The sequence below is a fragment of the Kosakonia beeri genome (assembly GCF_054165705.1).
This window is the reverse complement of the sequence record NZ_CM135106.1, coordinates 2,271,209-2,287,668: the sequence shown is the minus strand read 5'-3', so window position 1 is coordinate 2,287,668 and position 16,460 is coordinate 2,271,209. Positions and strand designations below refer to the sequence as shown.

General features: G+C 54.6%; 18 protein-coding genes. 1 reads left to right on the top strand and 17 read right to left on the bottom strand.

Going from position 1 to position 16,460, the window contains the following annotated elements; all coding sequences use genetic code 11:
• Nucleotides 1–79: 79 nt before the first annotated feature.
• The 16 genes from ACUY4S_RS10960 to ACUY4S_RS10885 all read right to left on the bottom strand — a co-directional run bounded on the left by ACUY4S_RS10960 (nucleotide 80) and on the right by ACUY4S_RS10885 (nucleotide 14,155).
• Nucleotides 80–562 (bottom strand): methyltransferase family protein, encoded by a 483-nt coding sequence (locus ACUY4S_RS10960; RefSeq protein ID WP_458021865.1) that lies wholly within the window; start codon nucleotides 560–562, stop codon nucleotides 80–82.
• Nucleotides 563–649: 87 nt separating this feature from the next.
• Nucleotides 650–1,036 carry a RidA family protein gene (locus tag ACUY4S_RS10955; protein ID WP_312689426.1) on the bottom strand — a complete coding sequence of 129 codons (387 nt, stop codon included), beginning with the start codon at nucleotides 1,034–1,036 and terminating at the stop codon, nucleotides 650–652.
• A gap of 111 nt (nucleotides 1,037–1,147) precedes the next feature.
• A complete protein-coding gene (locus ACUY4S_RS10950) occupies nucleotides 1,148–2,068 on the bottom strand; it encodes a LysR family transcriptional regulator (protein WP_458021866.1) in 921 nt (306 codons plus the stop codon).
• An 89-nt stretch (nucleotides 2,069–2,157) separates the two neighbouring features.
• Nucleotides 2,158–3,363 (bottom strand): cystathionine beta-lyase, encoded by a 1,206-nt coding sequence (gene metC / locus ACUY4S_RS10945; RefSeq protein ID WP_312689424.1) that lies wholly within the window; start codon nucleotides 3,361–3,363, stop codon nucleotides 2,158–2,160.
• A gap of 79 nt (nucleotides 3,364–3,442) precedes the next feature.
• Nucleotides 3,443–4,627: an aminotransferase-like domain-containing protein gene (locus tag ACUY4S_RS10940; RefSeq protein WP_458021867.1), complete on the bottom strand. Its 1,185-nt coding sequence runs from the start codon at nucleotides 4,625–4,627 to the stop codon at nucleotides 3,443–3,445.
• A gap of 200 nt (nucleotides 4,628–4,827) precedes the next feature.
• Nucleotides 4,828–6,105 carry an amino acid permease gene (locus tag ACUY4S_RS10935; protein ID WP_312689421.1) on the bottom strand — a complete coding sequence of 426 codons (1,278 nt, stop codon included), beginning with the start codon at nucleotides 6,103–6,105 and terminating at the stop codon, nucleotides 4,828–4,830.
• Between the two features lie 359 nt (nucleotides 6,106–6,464).
• Entirely contained in the window at nucleotides 6,465–7,403 is a 939-nt protein-coding gene (locus ACUY4S_RS10930) for a LysR family transcriptional regulator (RefSeq protein ID WP_458021868.1), read from the bottom strand.
• Nucleotides 7,404–7,561: 158 nt separating this feature from the next.
• A complete protein-coding gene (locus ACUY4S_RS10925; RefSeq protein ID WP_312689418.1) occupies nucleotides 7,562–7,702 on the bottom strand; it encodes a DUF2474 domain-containing protein in 141 nt (46 codons plus the stop codon).
• A 12-nt stretch (nucleotides 7,703–7,714) separates the two neighbouring features.
• The gene (gene cydB / locus ACUY4S_RS10920; protein WP_312689417.1) at nucleotides 7,715–8,719 is read right to left on the bottom strand and encodes a cytochrome d ubiquinol oxidase subunit II; all 1,005 of its coding nucleotides are present in this window, start codon (nucleotides 8,717–8,719) and stop codon (nucleotides 7,715–7,717) included.
• Nucleotides 8,712–10,133 (bottom strand): cytochrome ubiquinol oxidase subunit I, encoded by a 1,422-nt coding sequence (locus tag ACUY4S_RS10915; protein WP_458021869.1) that lies wholly within the window; start codon nucleotides 10,131–10,133, stop codon nucleotides 8,712–8,714. Before ACUY4S_RS10915 ends, cydB begins: the two co-directional genes overlap by 8 nt.
• Before the next feature lie 133 nt (nucleotides 10,134–10,266).
• Nucleotides 10,267–10,590 (bottom strand): thioredoxin, encoded by a 324-nt coding sequence (gene trxA, locus ACUY4S_RS10910; RefSeq protein ID WP_458021870.1) that lies wholly within the window; start codon nucleotides 10,588–10,590, stop codon nucleotides 10,267–10,269.
• A gap of 92 nt (nucleotides 10,591–10,682) precedes the next feature.
• Nucleotides 10,683–11,708 carry an alcohol dehydrogenase catalytic domain-containing protein gene (locus tag ACUY4S_RS10905; protein ID WP_312689412.1) on the bottom strand — a complete coding sequence of 342 codons (1,026 nt, stop codon included), beginning with the start codon at nucleotides 11,706–11,708 and terminating at the stop codon, nucleotides 10,683–10,685.
• Between the two features lie 2 nt (nucleotides 11,709–11,710).
• The gene (locus ACUY4S_RS10900; protein ID WP_458021871.1) at nucleotides 11,711–12,778 is read right to left on the bottom strand and encodes a flavin monoamine oxidase family protein; all 1,068 of its coding nucleotides are present in this window, start codon (nucleotides 12,776–12,778) and stop codon (nucleotides 11,711–11,713) included.
• Entirely contained in the window at nucleotides 12,775–13,452 is a 678-nt protein-coding gene (locus ACUY4S_RS10895; RefSeq protein WP_458021872.1) for a cupin domain-containing protein, read from the bottom strand. Before ACUY4S_RS10895 ends, ACUY4S_RS10900 begins: the two co-directional genes overlap by 4 nt.
• Nucleotides 13,453–13,505: 53 nt before the next feature.
• Nucleotides 13,506–13,847: a carboxymuconolactone decarboxylase family protein gene (locus ACUY4S_RS10890; protein WP_312689406.1), complete on the bottom strand. Its 342-nt coding sequence runs from the start codon at nucleotides 13,845–13,847 to the stop codon at nucleotides 13,506–13,508.
• Nucleotides 13,848–13,873: 26 nt separating this feature from the next.
• Nucleotides 13,874–14,155, bottom strand: a complete 282-nt coding sequence (locus ACUY4S_RS10885) for a hypothetical protein (protein WP_458021873.1) — start codon at nucleotides 14,153–14,155, stop codon at nucleotides 13,874–13,876.
• Between the two features lie 216 nt (nucleotides 14,156–14,371).
• Between ACUY4S_RS10885 and gcvA the strand changes: the two genes are divergently transcribed.
• A complete protein-coding gene (gene gcvA, locus ACUY4S_RS10880) occupies nucleotides 14,372–15,322 on the top strand; it encodes a transcriptional regulator GcvA (protein ID WP_312689403.1) in 951 nt (316 codons plus the stop codon).
• Nucleotides 15,323–15,419: 97 nt separating this feature from the next.
• On the opposite strand, the gene ACUY4S_RS10875 is transcribed toward gcvA, so the two are convergent.
• Nucleotides 15,420–16,313 (bottom strand): SDR family oxidoreductase, encoded by an 894-nt coding sequence (locus ACUY4S_RS10875; protein ID WP_458021874.1) that lies wholly within the window; start codon nucleotides 16,311–16,313, stop codon nucleotides 15,420–15,422.
• Nucleotides 16,314–16,460 lie beyond the last annotated feature (147 nt).

The window sequence follows — 16,460 nt, the reverse complement described above, 5'->3', positions numbered from 1 at the left end:
TAGTACACGGATCCCGATCACGATAGGAATATCGTATGGCAGCGAAGCGCCAGCCGCGCGGCTTGCAGCGATGAAAGCGTTATAACCAGCGCCGGGTTTTGTTGCAGTACGTCGCCCATTCATGCCCGAAGATCCGCTGCATCTGCACTTCTTCGACCTGAATATGCAACACGGTGAGCAGCGCCATCAGAAGCGGGGTGATCAGCACACCTGAAAGCGTGCTGAGCAGCAATGCAGCACTGAGTTGTAGACCCACAAAACCGAGGTAAACCGGGTTACGGGATAAGGCGTAGCAGCCGTCAGTAATTAAGGTTTGTGTTTTATCGGACTGAAGTGCATTGAACGTTGTCTGCTGGCGTACCAGTTGCCGCAGACTGGCTATTACCACAGAAAGACTCAACGTCCCCATCCCCATGGCCAGCCATGATAAGGGGGCACCGCTAAGTAAATGGCGGACATCGACAATGGCAGGCCAGCTAATGAACACATCAACCAGCAAAAAAGCCACCAGCAACACCGGGGGAATCAATATTATTCTTAGCCTGTCGCGAAGCGTGTTCATCCCTAATCCGGCAAGTGAGTATGAATAAAAGGGCAGCAGCAGAAACAACATGAACGTCTTGTCTGCAGCTCTGCTCTGCCCCTGGCATTATTTTTTGATTACCGCCACGGCTTCGATTTCGACCAGCGCCTCTTTCGGTAATTTACCGGCCTGAATGCAGGAGCGCGCCGGTGCGCCTTCGGCACCAAAGAACTCGGCATAGACTTCGTTAAAAGCGGCAAAATCCTCCATCTTTGCCAGGAAACAGGTCGTTTTCAGTACGCTCTCCAGTGAGGCGCCAGACTGTTCCAGCACGGCCTTCACATTCAGCAACGACTGGCGTGTCTGCGCTTTAATGCCCCCTTCCGGGAAGGCCATCGTTACCGGATCCAGCGGCAGTTGCCCTGAGGTAAAAACCAGGTCGCCATAAGACACGCCCTGAGAATAAGGGCCAATGGCCGCCGGGGCGGAGGCAGTGTTAATAATGGATTTCATTTTTTCTCCTTTCAGTAATTCATGAACATAATCAGGTGCCGGCTCGCGTCAGACAAAGCGGCCCCTTAAGGGGTTCGCATAAAACCCCTCTCCTTTATTCCCGATGCTGGCTTACGATATTTCGATATCTGGCAACATGCGCAGGCAACGCTGTTTAATAAAATGGGTAAAGTCACGCACGTAATCTTTCTCTTTGGTATCGGTCAGCGATGCGAGCCAGATTTCAGACATTAATTTCTGCCGGGTAATGGATTTTGCCGTCACGTATTTTTTATCCAGGTACTCCGCCACGGCCCACACAGGCAGTGCCGCAATCCCGCGCTGACTGGCCACTTGTTGCACAATGCCCATCGTCAGCTCGGTGGTTTTTCGCCGGAACGGCACCCCGGCGGGTTTGAGCACCTTACGGCACAGGTCAATGCGCTCTTCCGGCACGGCGTAGGTAATCAACACCTCATCGCGAAAATCTTCCGCCTCCAGCCAAGGCTTGTGCGTTAACGGATGATTATTGGGCAACACAGCCACCATTTCATATTTGAACAGCGGGCTAAAACTGACGCACTCCGTCGGTTCTGTTTCATCGACGATGGCAACATCCGCGCGCTTTTGCAGCAGCAACCCCAGCGGATCAGCCTGAAAGCCGGGCAATATATCTATTTCGACCTCCTGCCACTTATTGCGGAACGCATCCATCACCGGCAATAACCAGCTATAACAGGTGTGGCACTCCAGCGTGACCCGCAAGATACCCTGTTTACCGCTGGCGAATTGATACAGTTCGCGATCGGCGTCCACCAGTGCAGCAAGCACTGACTCGGCCAGCTGCAACAACCGCTCACCGGCCTGGGTGAACTGCACCGGTGAAGACTTACGCACGAACAATGTCACGCCGTAGTGATCTTCCAGCTGTTTAATCTGATGCGACAGCGCCGACTGCGTCAGTTGTAACGCAACGGCTGCGCGGGTCAGACTGCCTGTTTTACGCAATGTGAGCAGGGTATGTAAATGTTTGAGGTCTATTGGTATATCCATTGCGATATCCGTTATTCAGGGCATTCATTCATCGCGTGATTATACCAAAACCGCTCAACGCCAGCGCGGGCTGGCGTTGGAAAATGCCGTTACGCCTGCAGGTGGCGTAACGCCTGAGCAAGATCGTTGACCAAATCGACTGGATCTTCCAGACCAATCTGCAAACGGAACGCTTCCCCGGCATACGGCCAGTGATATTCAGGGCGGTCTTTGCGCGGGTTAAACGGGATCGCCAGGCTTTCAAAACCGCCCCAGGAGAAGCCGATACCGAAATACTGCAAGCTATCGATAAACTTCTCGACAGAGGCTTTGGAATAACCGGGCTTCAGTACCACGCTAAACAGTCCGCTGGAGCCGGTAAAGTCGCGTTTCCAGATCTCATGGCCAGGGCAGGAAGGCAACGCAGGATGCAGAACCTGTTCTACCTCATCGCGCTCCGCAAACCATTGAGCAATTTTCAATGCTGAGGCCTGGTGCCGCTCAAGGCGAAGTGACATCGTCCGCAGACCGCGTTGCGCCAGGTAAACATCGTCTGGCGCGGCATGCAAACCGAACAGATAGACAAAACGACGGATCGCCTGCCATGTCTCTTCATTCGCCGTGATCAGCCCCATCTGCGCATCTGAGTGGCCGACGATGTACTTGGTGGCCGCATGGACAGAGACATCCACGCCGTGATCGAAGGGTTTGAAAAACAGCGGAGTCGCCCAGGTATTATCCAGGATCACTTTTGCATTGTGCGCGTGGGCAACCTGAGTGATGGCCGGAATGTCCTGAATATCGAAGGTTTGCGACCCCGGTGATTCAGTAAACACCACGGTAGTATTTGGCTGGAAGAGATCGACAATGCCCGCGCCAATATTGGGATCAAAAAAGGTGGCGGAAACGCCCATCTTCGCCAGCACATTGTTGACAAAGCCGCGCGTTGGCCCGTAAACGCTGCCGCTGACCAGAATATGGTCACCACTTTTCACCAGCGCCAGCAACGCACTGGTGCAGGCGGCCAGCCCCGTCGGCACTAATAACGCGCGATAGCCCCCCTCCAGCTCCGCCAGTGCTTTTTGCACCGCAAATGTGATGGGCGTACCGAAACGGCCATAATACATGACCTCATCTTCTGCATCTTCAAACAGCGCCTGATGGCGTTCACTGAGCTCTTTGCAGTTTTTAAAAATCACCGTTGAGGCATGATAAACCGGTGGGTTAACCACCCCGCCAAACACCTCAGGATCAAAAGGACCATGGCAGAGATAGGTTTCCGGGGACACCAGGTTATCAAAACTATGATTAGACATTATTACACTTCCTCTTCTTACAACGCGTACCTATGTATTTTCGCCCTTGTCCCCGCCCCCGACTGGCTAACGAGAACAACTAATTCAGTGAGGCCTTCAACCGCAAAACCGCCTCTTTCAGGTTCTCATCCGTAACGCTGACGTAAGACATACGCAGCGTGGCATGATCGGGATCGTTGCAGTAAAAGAACTCCCCCGGAACGTACACCACGCCGTTCGCCAGCGTCTTTTTCAGCCACTGTGTGGTGTCCATTGGATAATTAAATCTGGCCCACAAAAACATGCCGCCCATCGGCTTATGGAAAGTCAGATGGTCGCCCAGCGCGCTTTCCAGCTGCTCACACAGGGTCTGGCATTTGTGTTTATACGCCTCGCGGATCAGCGCAATCTGCCCTGCCAGCCGGCCACTGTTCAGATAGTGGTAAGTCAGCGACTGCGATAACGAGCTGGTATGAAGATCGGTTGCCTGCTTAAGATTCACCACCTGCCGTTTCAACCAGCCCGGGACCACTAACCAGCCAACTCTCGCGCCCGGTGCGAGAATTTTTGAAAACGTGGAGGTATAAATCACGTTGTCACTGTTACCGCTTTCCGCCGCCCAGGCTTTCAGCGGCGTGAACGTTTTGTCGGTGAAGTTAATTTCGCCATACGGATCGTCTTCAATAATGACGAAATCGTAGCGCTGCGATAATTCCACCAGTTGCTTACGCCGATGCTCCGCCAGCGTCACCCCACCAGGGTTACCGAAAGTCGGCACGATATAAACGGCTTTCACCGGGGTGGTCTTCACCATCGCCTCCAGTTCATCAATGATCATGCCGTCGCCATCGGTACCCACGGAGCGCAAATCTGCTTCTGCTAACTGCAGCACCTGCAGTGCCGCGAGATAAGTTGGCCGTTCAACGACCACAATGTCGCCCGGATCGATCAGCGCACGCGCCAGAATATCCAGAGATTGCTGAGAGCCAGAAGTCACCACCACATCGTCAACATCACAGACGATCGCCCGCTCCGCCAGCAACTGGCAAATTGCCGCACGCAGTTCAGGGCTGCCTTCGCTCAGACCGTACTGAAACGCCTCTTTCCAGGCGCTGGAGAGCACCTGATCCATCGCTATCTGTAACCCTTCACGATCGAAAAGGTCCGGATTAGGAATTCCGCCGCCAAGCGAAATAACCCCGTCCATTTTGCTGTGTTTCAATAATTCCCGGATTGCCGATGACTGGAGATTTTGTACTTTTTTGGCAATTTTATTCTGCGACATCTTCCACTACCCTTGTTTGTTATCTCTCAGTCTTAGTATCACATGTCCGGGTTTTTGATAATCATTTTCTGCACCGTAAAAGTGGCGCATGGGTCATCATGAATCTGATTAATGATGACCCATAAAATAATTAACAATGCCGCCTTAAAACGCACTTAATATACCTAAAGACAGCGCAGACATTTATTCATCACACGTTATCAGGAAAACAGCATAACAAACGGCCCGATGCACATCAGCATACCAATTAATATCACGTAATAAACTGACGCCCCCCGAAGGTCAACAAACTTGTCATTTTTGAGAATAATAACTCCCGGCACAATACAGCTAATAATACCGTAGGTCACGCCGCCAAAAACAAATACCTTCAGGATAGGGAAGTTCGTCAGTACGATTAACCACAAGACCAGCACTACCATGAAAAAAGCCGTGACAGAAACCCGTCGTGGGCTGCTTTCTCGTGTTGGGGACAGTTTATCGAGCGTGACTTTAATTAACCCGACAAACGATTCATGCACCGCCAGATAAAGCGCGAGGAAAGCGGTCACGATTGAAAACACGTTAAGAATAACGCTCATGTATTTTACTGCCGCGCCAGGAATGACTTTCGCCGCCAGCGCAAGGGCTGAGATATTGTCCTGGTAGGCGCGCAGCGCATCGGCTTCGCTGATGGAAAGGACAATAGAAACCACGAACAGCAGTACTGTCGCCACAAGGATCAGATACGCGACTTTATGTACACGTAAAATCTTATACTTCGCGACCGCTTTATCCTCTTCACGCTTTTTATACGCAATGTTCATGGGGTTCAGAATCCCGACGAACATGATGGAGAAGATAGCAAATGGTAGTGTCGGGAATGTCCCCACCACCAGGTGTCCAACCGAGGGCAATTCGCCGATGTTGTTCAGATCCCAGAACGGCACCACCACAAAGCCAATCGCCACAATGATCACCAGCTTCACGGCAATCATGCTGCCAGAGACTTTAAACAGCAGTTTTTCGCCTTTCGACGCCACCAAAGAGAGACTGCCAATCAACAACAGCGGCCACCACCAGTGTTCAGAGAGCGTCTGGGTGGTCAGGCCAAATGTCTTCAGATAGGACGCGCTATCATTGGTGATCGCCAGTGCGTACTCCACCATCGATTTCAACATAGTGATGGAATAGAGCGCCCCGAGAAAGACTCCCCAGCGGTTGCCGACATAGCTGGCGATGATGCTCAAATAGGAGTCGTGTTCATCGCTACGCGCCATGGTTTCGATAAACAGCTTCTGCATGTAATACACGGCCGGATAGCCGAGAAGTACCGCCAGGGCAAATACCCAGACACCTTTAAGACCCACCTGCAAAGGGAAAAAGACGATGCCTGAACCAATTGCTGCGCCGATACACAGTACCACCCACCCTAAATCGTACAGGGTAAAGGGGATATTATTTTTATTTATTGCTTCGTTATTTATTCCTACTGTCATAGGAGACCCCAATCGACAAAATAGAATCAACCCGGCCGAGTATTATTTGAAACTCTACTCTGCAACCTTGTTTTATTTTAACCGCAATACTTCGACAACGTTGCTGCCGCTATATTCAACCTAATAACCGCGTTGTTATTAATGATTGAATGCAGAAAGCTTTACACAGCCCCCCGGCAATGGCGAAGGAATATTAGCGAAAACTGTTTCCACTTTTACTCACAAGTAAAGTATTTGGTATTAATATGACAAGCGCCGCAAAATATAATTTTTATTTATCGTTAAATGTGATCTGTGCAAAAGATTTTTATTATCGGGCGACGCCGCGTTAATTTATTTGCTGTGATCGCGCGCATATTTTAAATCAATTCATCAATCGCTTTTTCCCACCGATGCCAGGGCTGGTTTTCCTCCACCAGAAAATCAATAAACGATCGCACTTTGGGGTTGCGAAATTTGCTGGGGAAATACAGCGCGTACAAACTGTGTGTCGGGTAGGCGTACTTCCCATCCAGTTTCAATGCCACCAGTTCCCCGCTTTCCAGGTGCTGGCTGATCAAATAAGACGGCAACCAGGCGATGCCCTGACCGGACAGTGCCGCTTTTAATAACAGCAGGCTGCTGTTGGCCTGTACGGGTGTGCGCGGCTTGATATCACAGTGCGGGTGCGCAATGGTCATGTCGGTGATACGCAGCGGCGGTGTCAACCCCGGGTAAACCAGGCAGTCATGGCTGACCAGTTCTGCGCGTCTGGTCGGCGTTCCACAGCGGGCCAGGTAGCCGGGTGCGGCGCAATACAGCCAACTGATTTTGGATAATTTTCTGGCCGCGTAATTCTGCGGCGGCGTGGCGGTGATCCGCAGGGCAATATCGACATTGTTTTCATTCAGATTGGTCAGGTGGTCGTCCAGATCGAGGATCAATTCAACGTCATGATGCTTTTTACGGTATTCATTGAAGATATCTACCAGGTGGGCGTAACCGAAGGCCACCGAACAGGTGATCCGTAGCGCACCGTGCGGGTGGTTGAAATAACCGCAGGTGGTATTCACGATATCATCAAATTCTTTCAGCAGCTCCGTCGCCCGGGAAACAAAATACTCCCCGGCATCGGTCAGCTGAAAGGTACGGGTGGTGCGCTGGATAAGCGGAACACCAAGATTTTCCTCCATCACCGCCAGCGCCTTGCTGACAGCGGAAGGTGAGAGATTAAGCAGGCGTGCGGCTTCTGACAGCCCCTTCCCTTCGCTGATTTTCACCAGCATTTCGATCTGTTTGATAGTTAATGGAATTGGCATAGTTTTTTCGGCAGGGTGAGCGCAGGTTCAAGCCAGGAACATCTTTGAGGGGCAGTATGTGGTGAAACTCACGCGTCAACAAAGCAGATAAACTTCCCGATCGCGCAAGTTTTTCTTTCATGAAAAGCCTGGGCAGCGTTTGCTCAGGCTTTTTATTATCAGGCTTTCATGCCGGCGGCGGACATCAACAACCGAAACAACATTGAGACGATGCCCAGCGCCACCACACTCGCCGTCCAGATGATCACCAGCCACACCAGGCCTTTCAGCAACGAGGCATTGTTCTTCTCCGTACGCATACTTTTTACTCCTTAATGATAGCCTTCACCCGGCTGTACTTTGCCGCGAAAAACGTAATAGCTCCAGAAGGTGTAACCGAGGATCACCGGCAAAATCGGCAGGCAGCCAATCAACATAAACGCCTGACTTATCTGCGCCGATGCCGCTTCATGAAGCGTGACCGAAGGCGGGATGATATAAGGCCAGATGCTGATCCCCAGCCCGGAAAAGCCTAAGAAAATAAGCATTAACGTCAAGATAAAGGGGGAATAGTGCGCGTTGCGTCGAATGGCGCGTATCACGCCAACGTAGCAGGCCAACACCAGTACCGGTACGGGCAAGAACCAGAACAGGTTCGGCGCGCTAAACCAGCGCCGGGCAATGCCCGGATGCGCCAGCGGCGTCCACAAACTGATGATCGCTAACACTATCAGCAACACCGTGACCAGTGGTATCGTCAACCGGGCCATTTTCTTTTGCAGCGCCCCGTCTGTTTTCATCACCAGCCAGCTCGCTCCCAGCAGCGCGTAAGCCACCAGCAACCCGGCCCCACAAAACAGCGCAAAGGGATCCAGCCAGATCAACGCAGGGCCTGCATATTCCCGACCACTGACCGGCAGCCCGTTAATCAACGCGCCAACCACCACGCCCTGAGTAAACGTTGCCAGCAGCGAGCCGAAAATAAAGGCCTTATCCCAGAATGGGCGATGCGCCGGAGTGGCTTTAAAGCGGAATTCAAACGCGACACCGCGAAAAATCAACCCCAGCAGCATCACGGTCAGTGGGGCAGCCAGCGCGTCGGCTATCACGGAATAGGCCAACGGGAACGCACCATACAGGCTGGCACCGCCCATCACCAGCCAGGTTTCATTCCCGTCCCAGACCGGCGCCACGGTGTTGATCATCACATCGCGCTCCGCCGCATTTTTATTGAACGGGAACAGCAACCCGATCCCCAAATCAAAGCCATCCATCACGATGTACATCAGTGTGGAAAAAATGATAATACCGAACCAGATCAGCGAAAGATCAATCATTTTGCGCGCCTCCCTGTCCATTATCGACGGCAGAAAGCGGCCGCGCGGGGGTGCGCAACTGCCCTGGCCCGCCCTGCTCTGCATGCTGCCCCTCGCCGGGCAGCGGTCCGGTTTTAATCAATCGCATCAGATACAGGTAGCCCACGCCAAACACGGCGCTATAAACACCGATAAACGCCAGCAGACTGACGCTCATATGCAGATCGCCATGGGCCGAAACCGCCTCCCGGGTGCGTTGTACGCCATATACTACCCAGGGCTGACGCCCCACCTCGGTGGTAAACCAGCCAGCGAGGATCGCCACTAAACCGGACGGCCCCATCAGCAGAGCAAACCACAGAAAGGAACGTGAGCAAAAAAGGCGCTTGCGGTAACGCAGCCACAGGCTAAGCACGCCCAGTGCAATCATCAACAGACCGAGCGCAACCATAATGCGAAACGACCAGAACACCACAAGCGAATTCGGCCTGTCGGCAGGCGCAAAACTTTTCAGCGCCGGGATCGGTTTACTGAGGCTATGCGTCAGGATCAGGCTGCCAAGATACGGCACTTCAAGGGCATATTTGGTGCGTTCTTCCGCCATATCGGGAATGCCAAACAGGATCAACGGTGATGCTTCTCCGGGTCGGTTTTCCCAGTGCCCCTCAATGGCGGCAATTTTTGCCGGCTGGTGTTCAAGTGTGTTTAATCCGTGTCCATCGCCCAAAAAAGCCTGCAACGGAGCAACCACTAATGCCATCCATAACGCCATGGAAAACATCTTGCGGATTGCGGGGGTGTCGTTGCCTTTGAGCAGGTGCCACGCCCCAGAGGCACCAACAAAAAACGCGCTGGCAAGGAACGCCGCCGTGGTCATATGTATCAGCCGCCACGGGAACGAGGGGTTAAAGACAATTTTCAGCCAGTCCTGCGGAACCACCACGCCCTGCTCTATCGTGTAACCCTGCGGCGTGTGCATCCAGCTGTTCGATGCAAGGATCCAGAAAGTCGACATTAATGTGCCCAGGGCGACCATGCAGGTCGCAAAGAAGTGCAGCCCCGGCCCAACTTTGTTTCGGCCAAACAGCATGACCCCTAAAAACCCCGCTTCGAGGAAAAAGGCGGTCAGCACTTCATAGGTCAATAACGGGCCGGTAATACTCCCGGCAAACTGCGAAAAACCACTCCAGTTGGTGCCGAACTGGTAGGCCATCACCAGACCGGAAACGACACCCATCCCAAAGTTGACGGCAAAAATTTTGGACCAGAAATGCCAGAGATCGAGATAGACGGTCTGGCGGCTTTTCAGCCAGAGGCCTTCCAGCACTACCAGGTAGCTGGCCAGACCGATGGTGATCGCCGGGAATATAATGTGAAACGACACCGTGAAGGCAAACTGGATCCTTGCCAGATGAAACGCATCTAACGTAAACATATGCACTCCTTGTTATGGGTACCCGCTGGCGGGTAACGCCCATAGCACCGCCGCAGCCAGCGCCACGGCGATATCCGGATAGGTAAAAACGCGAGCGCTGTGAGTCACGCTCGCCAGGCGAAGTGGGGTTATCTCAGTTCAGAAGATTCCTCAGCAGGGCGTCGAAATCATGTTTCGGCCTGGCCCCGGCAAACTCGAGCACCGGTTTTCCTTCCACGAACACCTTAAAGAAGGGTATCGAACGTATGCCATGCTGCGCGGCCAGCTCTGGCTGCTCGTCTACGTTGACTTTGAACACCGCCAGTTTTCCGGCGTACTCTTCGGCCAGCGCCTCCATCACGGGCGCCACGGCGCGGCAAGGCTGGCACCAGGGGGCCCAGAAATCAATGAGCACCGGTACCCTGGCCTGTATGACCTCAGCAGAGAATGCCGGGGCAGATAATTCGCGTATTGTCATCACGTCTTCCTTTATCGATTTATAGTTATGCATTTCTGACTGCACTTACTGCACTTACTGCACTTATTGCACTTATTGCACTTACTGCGTTGTTATGCCTTTTCCATGGTCAGCACCATGCGGAATTTGGCCTCGCCGGAACGCATTTTTTGCCAGGCCTCCTGTGCCTTTGCGAGCGGCATCGTTTCTATCATCGCCCGCACATCGGCCAGCAAACTGAAATCCAGCGCTTTTTCCAGTTCTCTCGGCGTACCGGTGATAGCCCCTCTGACCGACAATTCTCTGCCCACCATCAGCCCCGGCGTTAACGCCAGGCTTTCCTGCCCCACACCGACCACCATCAACTGCCCCTGCGGCACCAGGGCCGGTAACAGCGCAGCAACCGCAGCACTGTCGGTGAGGGTCGAAAGGATCACCTGCGCGCCGCCAAGCGATTTGATGGCCGCAACGGGATCATGATGATGGGTATCAATATAATGATGCGCGCCAAGCCGCATCACCTCTGCGGCAATGTCTTCCCCTCTGCCGACGGCAATGACGCGAAACCCCATCTTTCTGGCGTACTGCAGGGCCAGATGACCCAGCCCGCCGACGCCCTGGATAACCACGGTATCGCCCGCCTGGGCCGTGGATTTTTTTAAAGCATTAAACGTGGCGATCCCCGCGCACAGCAGCGGCGCGGCCTCAACAGAAGAGAGATCATCGGGAATGGTCACCAGCCCGGTCGCGCGCGCCAGCATATATTCGGCGTAGCCGCCGTCACGAGAACTGCCGGTCACAGGCTGGTTCTGGCAAAGGTTAAAGTGCCCCAGACGGCACTGCTCGCAGGCGTGGCAGTGCCCCCCTAAACGCCCAACGCCTACCCGCTGACCGGGTTTCAGCCAGCCTGGCAGCGCGTCAGCAATTTTACAGATCGTGCCGACCACTTCGTGACCGGGCACGCGCGGGTAGTCAACGCCCTTTTCCCGCCCCTCAATCACGCCGCTGTCCGCCCCGCAAATACCGCAGGCTTCCACTTTAATCAGCACCTCGCCAGGTGCCGGTTCCGGCAGCGTTCTTTCAACCTGTTCCAGCCGTCCTGGACGTGTAACCTGCATTGCCTGATAGGTGTTGTTCATGCTTACCTCTGATTGACTATCCGCCGGACACCCGCCTCAGCCGCTTCGATAGCGCCAGCCAGGTAGCCCGGAAACGTGGATGACCATTCGCTGGCTATCCCGGTGATGGTGTTACGCCATACGCCTTCTGCAGGCGATGGCGGCGGCACGGTGTGACCTGCCTGTAACGCCAGATCGCGCCGGGTGGCCGTAAAGGGATCGGCCGCCCAGTCTTTAAGGTATTCTGCGCGGGGCGTCGCGGCTTCTTCACCAAATAAGCGAACCAGTTGCGCGCGACACAGACTCAGTAACTGCGCCTCGCCTGTCGCCTGACGGGCATCGAACGGCAGCCCGATAAAACCAAACAGAGCATGCGTGCCATCAGGCTGGGAAACATCATGCATCTCTACCATTGGGCCGACGTTGCTTCTGGCCTCGCCCGACAACCCGTTGCGTTTCCAGAAAGCTTCGGCATAGCAGGCGACATACTTGGCATGTGGCGCCATCCAGGTGCCGGTATTACGCCAGGCCTGCAACAGGGGGAACGGCAGCGACGGCGCAAAGGTCATATTCGCGGCCAGCATGGGCGGCAGAGCCAATAACACCTGTTCGCTCTCGATGACGCTTGTCGAGTGGTCGTTGCCGTTACCCTCAATCCTGATCCGCCCGTTGCGCTGCTCCACATGCGTCACCTCAACGCCCGTCACGATGCGTGTTGCCGGGATGTGCTGCGCTAATTTTTTGATCACGTGCGACATGCCGCCGCGCACACGTACCGCAGCAGGCGACGAAACAAACCCCGGATAGCGTGACACGGCACCCGGGGTGCGCTCGTAGAGCATTTCGCCGGTCTCATTCTGGTCGATCAGGGTGATATCCAGCCGGGTAAGAAGCTGAAATAGCGTGGGCTGGATAGCAGGCCACAGCCACGTCGCACCGAGATCGGCCTGCACATCGCCAGCCGACAGTATCCGCCCGCCGATCCGCTCCCGCCCTTCCAGTACCTGATAACTGACACCCGCCTGCTCTAACAAACAGGCAGCATATAAGCCGCTCAACCCGGCACCGATAATCGTCACCTGCGGCGTCATAGGCAGGGTTCCTGCGGCGCAGCGGCGAGATGCCCTTTTTTGAGATACAGCACCGTGTTGTCCGACCCGGCCATCAAAGCCAGCCGCTGCTGTGGCGCGATCCGCAGCCAGCTACCCTGTGGGTGAATACTGTTGCCTTCAATCAAACTGCCTTCGACGATCAGCACTTCCGCTCCGCCCGGTAATCCCGGTTCTGCCAATACCGTACCGACGCTCAGCCGCAGCAGGCAGACGCGCTCATGCGCATCGCTAAACAGGGGGCAAACTTGCATACCCTCACGCGTGAACCAGTTTTCCGCGTCACGCGTATTCACACGCAATTGCACCCGTTCCTGGCGGCGCATTTGTCCCAGTTTGACGAACAACAGTGTGCCGTTGGTGCTGTGAGGTTGATGGCAGGAACCCGGCGGGTTGCGCAGGTACCATCCGGCGGGGTAATGCCGTTCTCCTTCGGAGAATTGCCCGGCCAGTACCAGAATCTCCTCACCGCCAGGATGGGCATGTAAAGGGAATGCCGTATCGGGAAGATAACGGACAATACTCGTCGCCCGCGCCTGTTCGCCGCCGATACGATCAAGCATCACCCGATCGACCCCTCGCTGGGGAGAAGGCACCCAGCCATGATCTTCAGGAGTGACGGTAACGCGCCGGGAAAAATCGTGGTTAATCAACATGCAGGAGTCCTGAAAAGGAGCCGCGGCCGCCAGAGCAGGCCGCGGTGGTGCGCTTACTTCGGCAAGGTGTCAAACGCGTCCAGCGCACGGGTGGAATAAACCAGTGCCGCGCCGGTATTGAGGGTGATCGCAACGCCCAGGGCTTCCGCGATCTCTTCGCGCGTTGCGCCGTGTTTTGCTGCGGCTTCGGCATGCACCGACAGGCAACCATCACAGCGCGTGGTGATTGCCACGGCGAGAGCAATCAGTTCACGGGTTTTGGCATCCAGATGGCCGGACGCAGCGGCGCCGTTTTCCATCGTCTCAATGCCCTTCATGACCTCTGGTTGCAGGCCAGCAAATCTGCCTACCGCCGCGCGTAACGCTTTACGCAATTCAGACCAGTTTAAATACACAACTACCCCCGTTTTCAGGAATGAGATCAGACGACGTCGTAAATACGCACATCCGGCGCACTGTTGAGATACGGTTTCAGCGCTTCCACCACATCAGCGATGAACAACTGAGAACCGAGGTAGGCTTCCGCCTGTTTTGCACTGTTAAAACCGTGCAGCACCTGCACATCTTGCGCGCGCACCAGCAGCTCTTTTGAAACCGCGCCATCAATGGTTTCCAGGAACGGGGCTTTATATTTTTGATATACCGCTGCCGCTGCTGCACGATTCTGCTCGCTAATGTCCAGAGTGATTTGCAAATAAGCCATGGTTAACTCCTGCGTTCAGTGAATAACGGGAGCTGCGGATCAACAGCGGCTCCCCACCCCAAATAAAAAGAAAATCTTTTTGTTTGAAATGCATCATCAGGCGTAAGCATTTCAATAATTTGTTTTGAGTGCTTCGCCATTTCTGAATTATGTTAATGTTCAGCCTCATGAACAAATGAGATAATCTTGGCTTTAAGGAAAGGTTTTCTATCTGATATGAAGATACCCATTCATCTCAATGCCCTGCGTGCTTTCGAAGCCAGCGCCCGCCATCAAAGCTTTTCCCTGGCCGCGGAAGAGCTGAACGTCACGCCCGCCGCCGTAGGCCAGTTGGTACGTTCGCTGGAAGACGTGGTGGGGTTTCCCCTGTTTCATCGCAGTCATAACCGCCGCGCCGCATTAGTGCTGACGGAACCTGCCCAACGTGCATTACCCGATATTCGTATGGGGTTTCAAAGCCTCAATGTCGGTATGACACTGCTACGCGAAGGCGCGACCAATGGCATTTTAAATGTCACCATCAGCCCGGCGTTTGCCGCCAAGTGGCTGTTACCCCGAATTGAGGATTTCCAGCACCGCTGGCCGGATATTGATGTCCGGCTCGAAACCAGTCTCAAGCTGCTGGACTTCACCGCACAGGGTATGGATGTCGGCATCCGGTATGGTCTGGGGCAATGGGAAGGCTTAACCGCTGAGTTGTTGATGTCGGAAGACGTTTTCCCGGTCTGCGCCCCGTCGCTGGTCGCCGTGAACCCGGCGATAAATTGCCTGACCGGCGTCACGGAACAGACGCTGATCCACGACTTATCCATGGAACGTCATAACGATTTTATTACCTGGGAACAGTGGCTACGCCGCTTTAACGTGCAGGCCATTGCGCGTAAACCCGGTCTGCGCATTAACAACTCTGCGGCGGTGCTGCAGGCTGCCGTTGAAGGCCATGGCATTGCGCTGGCGCGCAGCATAATGGTTGATGACGATTTGAAAAGCGGCCGGTTGATCCGCTTGTGTCCTGGCGTGTCGCTGCCCAGTCCGTTGGCCTATTACCTTGTTTATCGCCCCGGCTGCGACAGCGTGGCGAAAATTGCCAACTTCCGCACGTGGATGATTGAGCAAGCCACGGCGTTTAATGCCGCGTTATACCGTCCCGACGACACCCGCGCGTAACCAATAGCAGCCATGAAACAAACCGGGGCGCACTGTTGTGCGCCCCGGTGATAACGGCGGTTGCTCTCAGCCACAACCGCCACACAGTGTTCCCGGATCAGACGGTACCGGTCCCACCGTCAGAGCACCAGACCTGACCGGAGGCATAGCTGTTTTCCGCCGACGCCATAGTGACATACAGCGGGGCAATTTCCACGGGCTGCCCTGGCCGCCCAAGTGGCGCACTTGCCCCAAACTGTTTTACTTTCTCGTCGGGCTGGCCGCCGCTGGGCTGCAATACCGTCCAGAACGGGCCAGGGGCGATCGCATTGACGCGAATACCTTTTTCGCCAAGCTGCTGCGCCAGCGCTTTTGTGAACGCGACAATTGCGGCTTTGGTCTGCGCGTAGTCCAGCAGGATCGGGCTGGGCTGGTAGGCCTGTACCGAAGAGGTATTAATAATGCTGGCTCCGGGCGGCAGATGTTTCACCGCCGCACGGGTGATCCAGAACATGGCATAGACGTTAGTTTTAAACGTCGCATCAAAATCTTCGGTGCTCAGCGTGAGGATCGACTCGTTATATTGCTGCCGCCCGGCGTTATTGACCAGGATATCCAGCCCGCCGAGCTGGCTCACCGCCTCCTCGACTAACTTTTCACAAAACGCCTCGGATCGAATATCGCCCGGCAGCGCAACAGCTTTGCGCCCTTCCGCTTCGATAAGTTTGATCACTTCCGCCGCATCTGACTCTTCTTCCGGTAAGTAACCAATGGCGACATCCGCCCCTTCACGGGCATAAGCAATGGCCACAGCGCGCCCAATCCCCGAGTCTCCCCCGGTAATAAGCGCCTTGCGGCCAGCCAGTCGGCCGGAACCCCGGTAGCTGGTTTCGCCATGATCCGGCACCGGGATCATTTTGCTGGCCAACCCCGGCGCAGGTTGCGGCTGAGAAACGAAAGGAGGAGTGGGATACTGCGGTGCTAAGGTGTCTTTTTGGCTTCGCTCTATCATACGTTCTCCTTTGGACAGTGTTTATGTGCCTTTTAATCCTGGCAGAGATGTGAACATTGTCACGTTTAATGGCCAATTCGCTCGCGCCGCCCCGTTGCATGACCGCGCGGAAGCCTTGCTACATCTATGCCAGGCTTAGGGAGAAAC

Coding starts and splice junctions, on each gene's coding strand:
- ACUY4S_RS10960 (WP_458021865.1), bottom strand. CDS start 562: ATGAACACGCTTCGCGACAGGCTAAGAATAATATTGATTCCCCCGGTG.
- ACUY4S_RS10955 (WP_312689426.1), bottom strand. CDS start 1,036: ATGAAATCCATTATTAACACTGCCTCCGCCCCGGCGGCCATTGGCCCT.
- ACUY4S_RS10950 (WP_458021866.1), bottom strand. CDS start 2,068: ATGGATATACCAATAGACCTCAAACATTTACATACCCTGCTCACATTG.
- metC (WP_312689424.1), bottom strand. CDS start 3,363: ATGTCTAATCATAGTTTTGATAACCTGGTGTCCCCGGAAACCTATCTC.
- ACUY4S_RS10940 (WP_458021867.1), bottom strand. CDS start 4,627: ATGTCGCAGAATAAAATTGCCAAAAAAGTACAAAATCTCCAGTCATCG.
- ACUY4S_RS10935 (WP_312689421.1), bottom strand. CDS start 6,105: ATGACAGTAGGAATAAATAACGAAGCAATAAATAAAAATAATATCCCC.
- ACUY4S_RS10930 (WP_458021868.1), bottom strand. CDS start 7,403: ATGCCAATTCCATTAACTATCAAACAGATCGAAATGCTGGTGAAAATC.
- ACUY4S_RS10925 (WP_312689418.1), bottom strand. CDS start 7,702: ATGCGTACGGAGAAGAACAATGCCTCGTTGCTGAAAGGCCTGGTGTGG.
- cydB (WP_312689417.1), bottom strand. CDS start 8,719: ATGATTGATCTTTCGCTGATCTGGTTCGGTATTATCATTTTTTCCACA.
- ACUY4S_RS10915 (WP_458021869.1), bottom strand. CDS start 10,133: ATGTTTACGTTAGATGCGTTTCATCTGGCAAGGATCCAGTTTGCCTTC.
- trxA (WP_458021870.1), bottom strand. CDS start 10,590: ATGACAATACGCGAATTATCTGCCCCGGCATTCTCTGCTGAGGTCATA.
- ACUY4S_RS10905 (WP_312689412.1), bottom strand. CDS start 11,708: ATGAACAACACCTATCAGGCAATGCAGGTTACACGTCCAGGACGGCTG.
- ACUY4S_RS10900 (WP_458021871.1), bottom strand. CDS start 12,778: ATGACGCCGCAGGTGACGATTATCGGTGCCGGGTTGAGCGGCTTATAT.
- ACUY4S_RS10895 (WP_458021872.1), bottom strand. CDS start 13,452: ATGTTGATTAACCACGATTTTTCCCGGCGCGTTACCGTCACTCCTGAA.
- ACUY4S_RS10885 (WP_458021873.1), bottom strand. CDS start 14,155: ATGGCTTATTTGCAAATCACTCTGGACATTAGCGAGCAGAATCGTGCA.
- gcvA (WP_312689403.1), top strand. CDS start 14,372: ATGAAGATACCCATTCATCTCAATGCCCTGCGTGCTTTCGAAGCCAGC.
- ACUY4S_RS10875 (WP_458021874.1), bottom strand. CDS start 16,313: ATGATAGAGCGAAGCCAAAAAGACACCTTAGCACCGCAGTATCCCACT.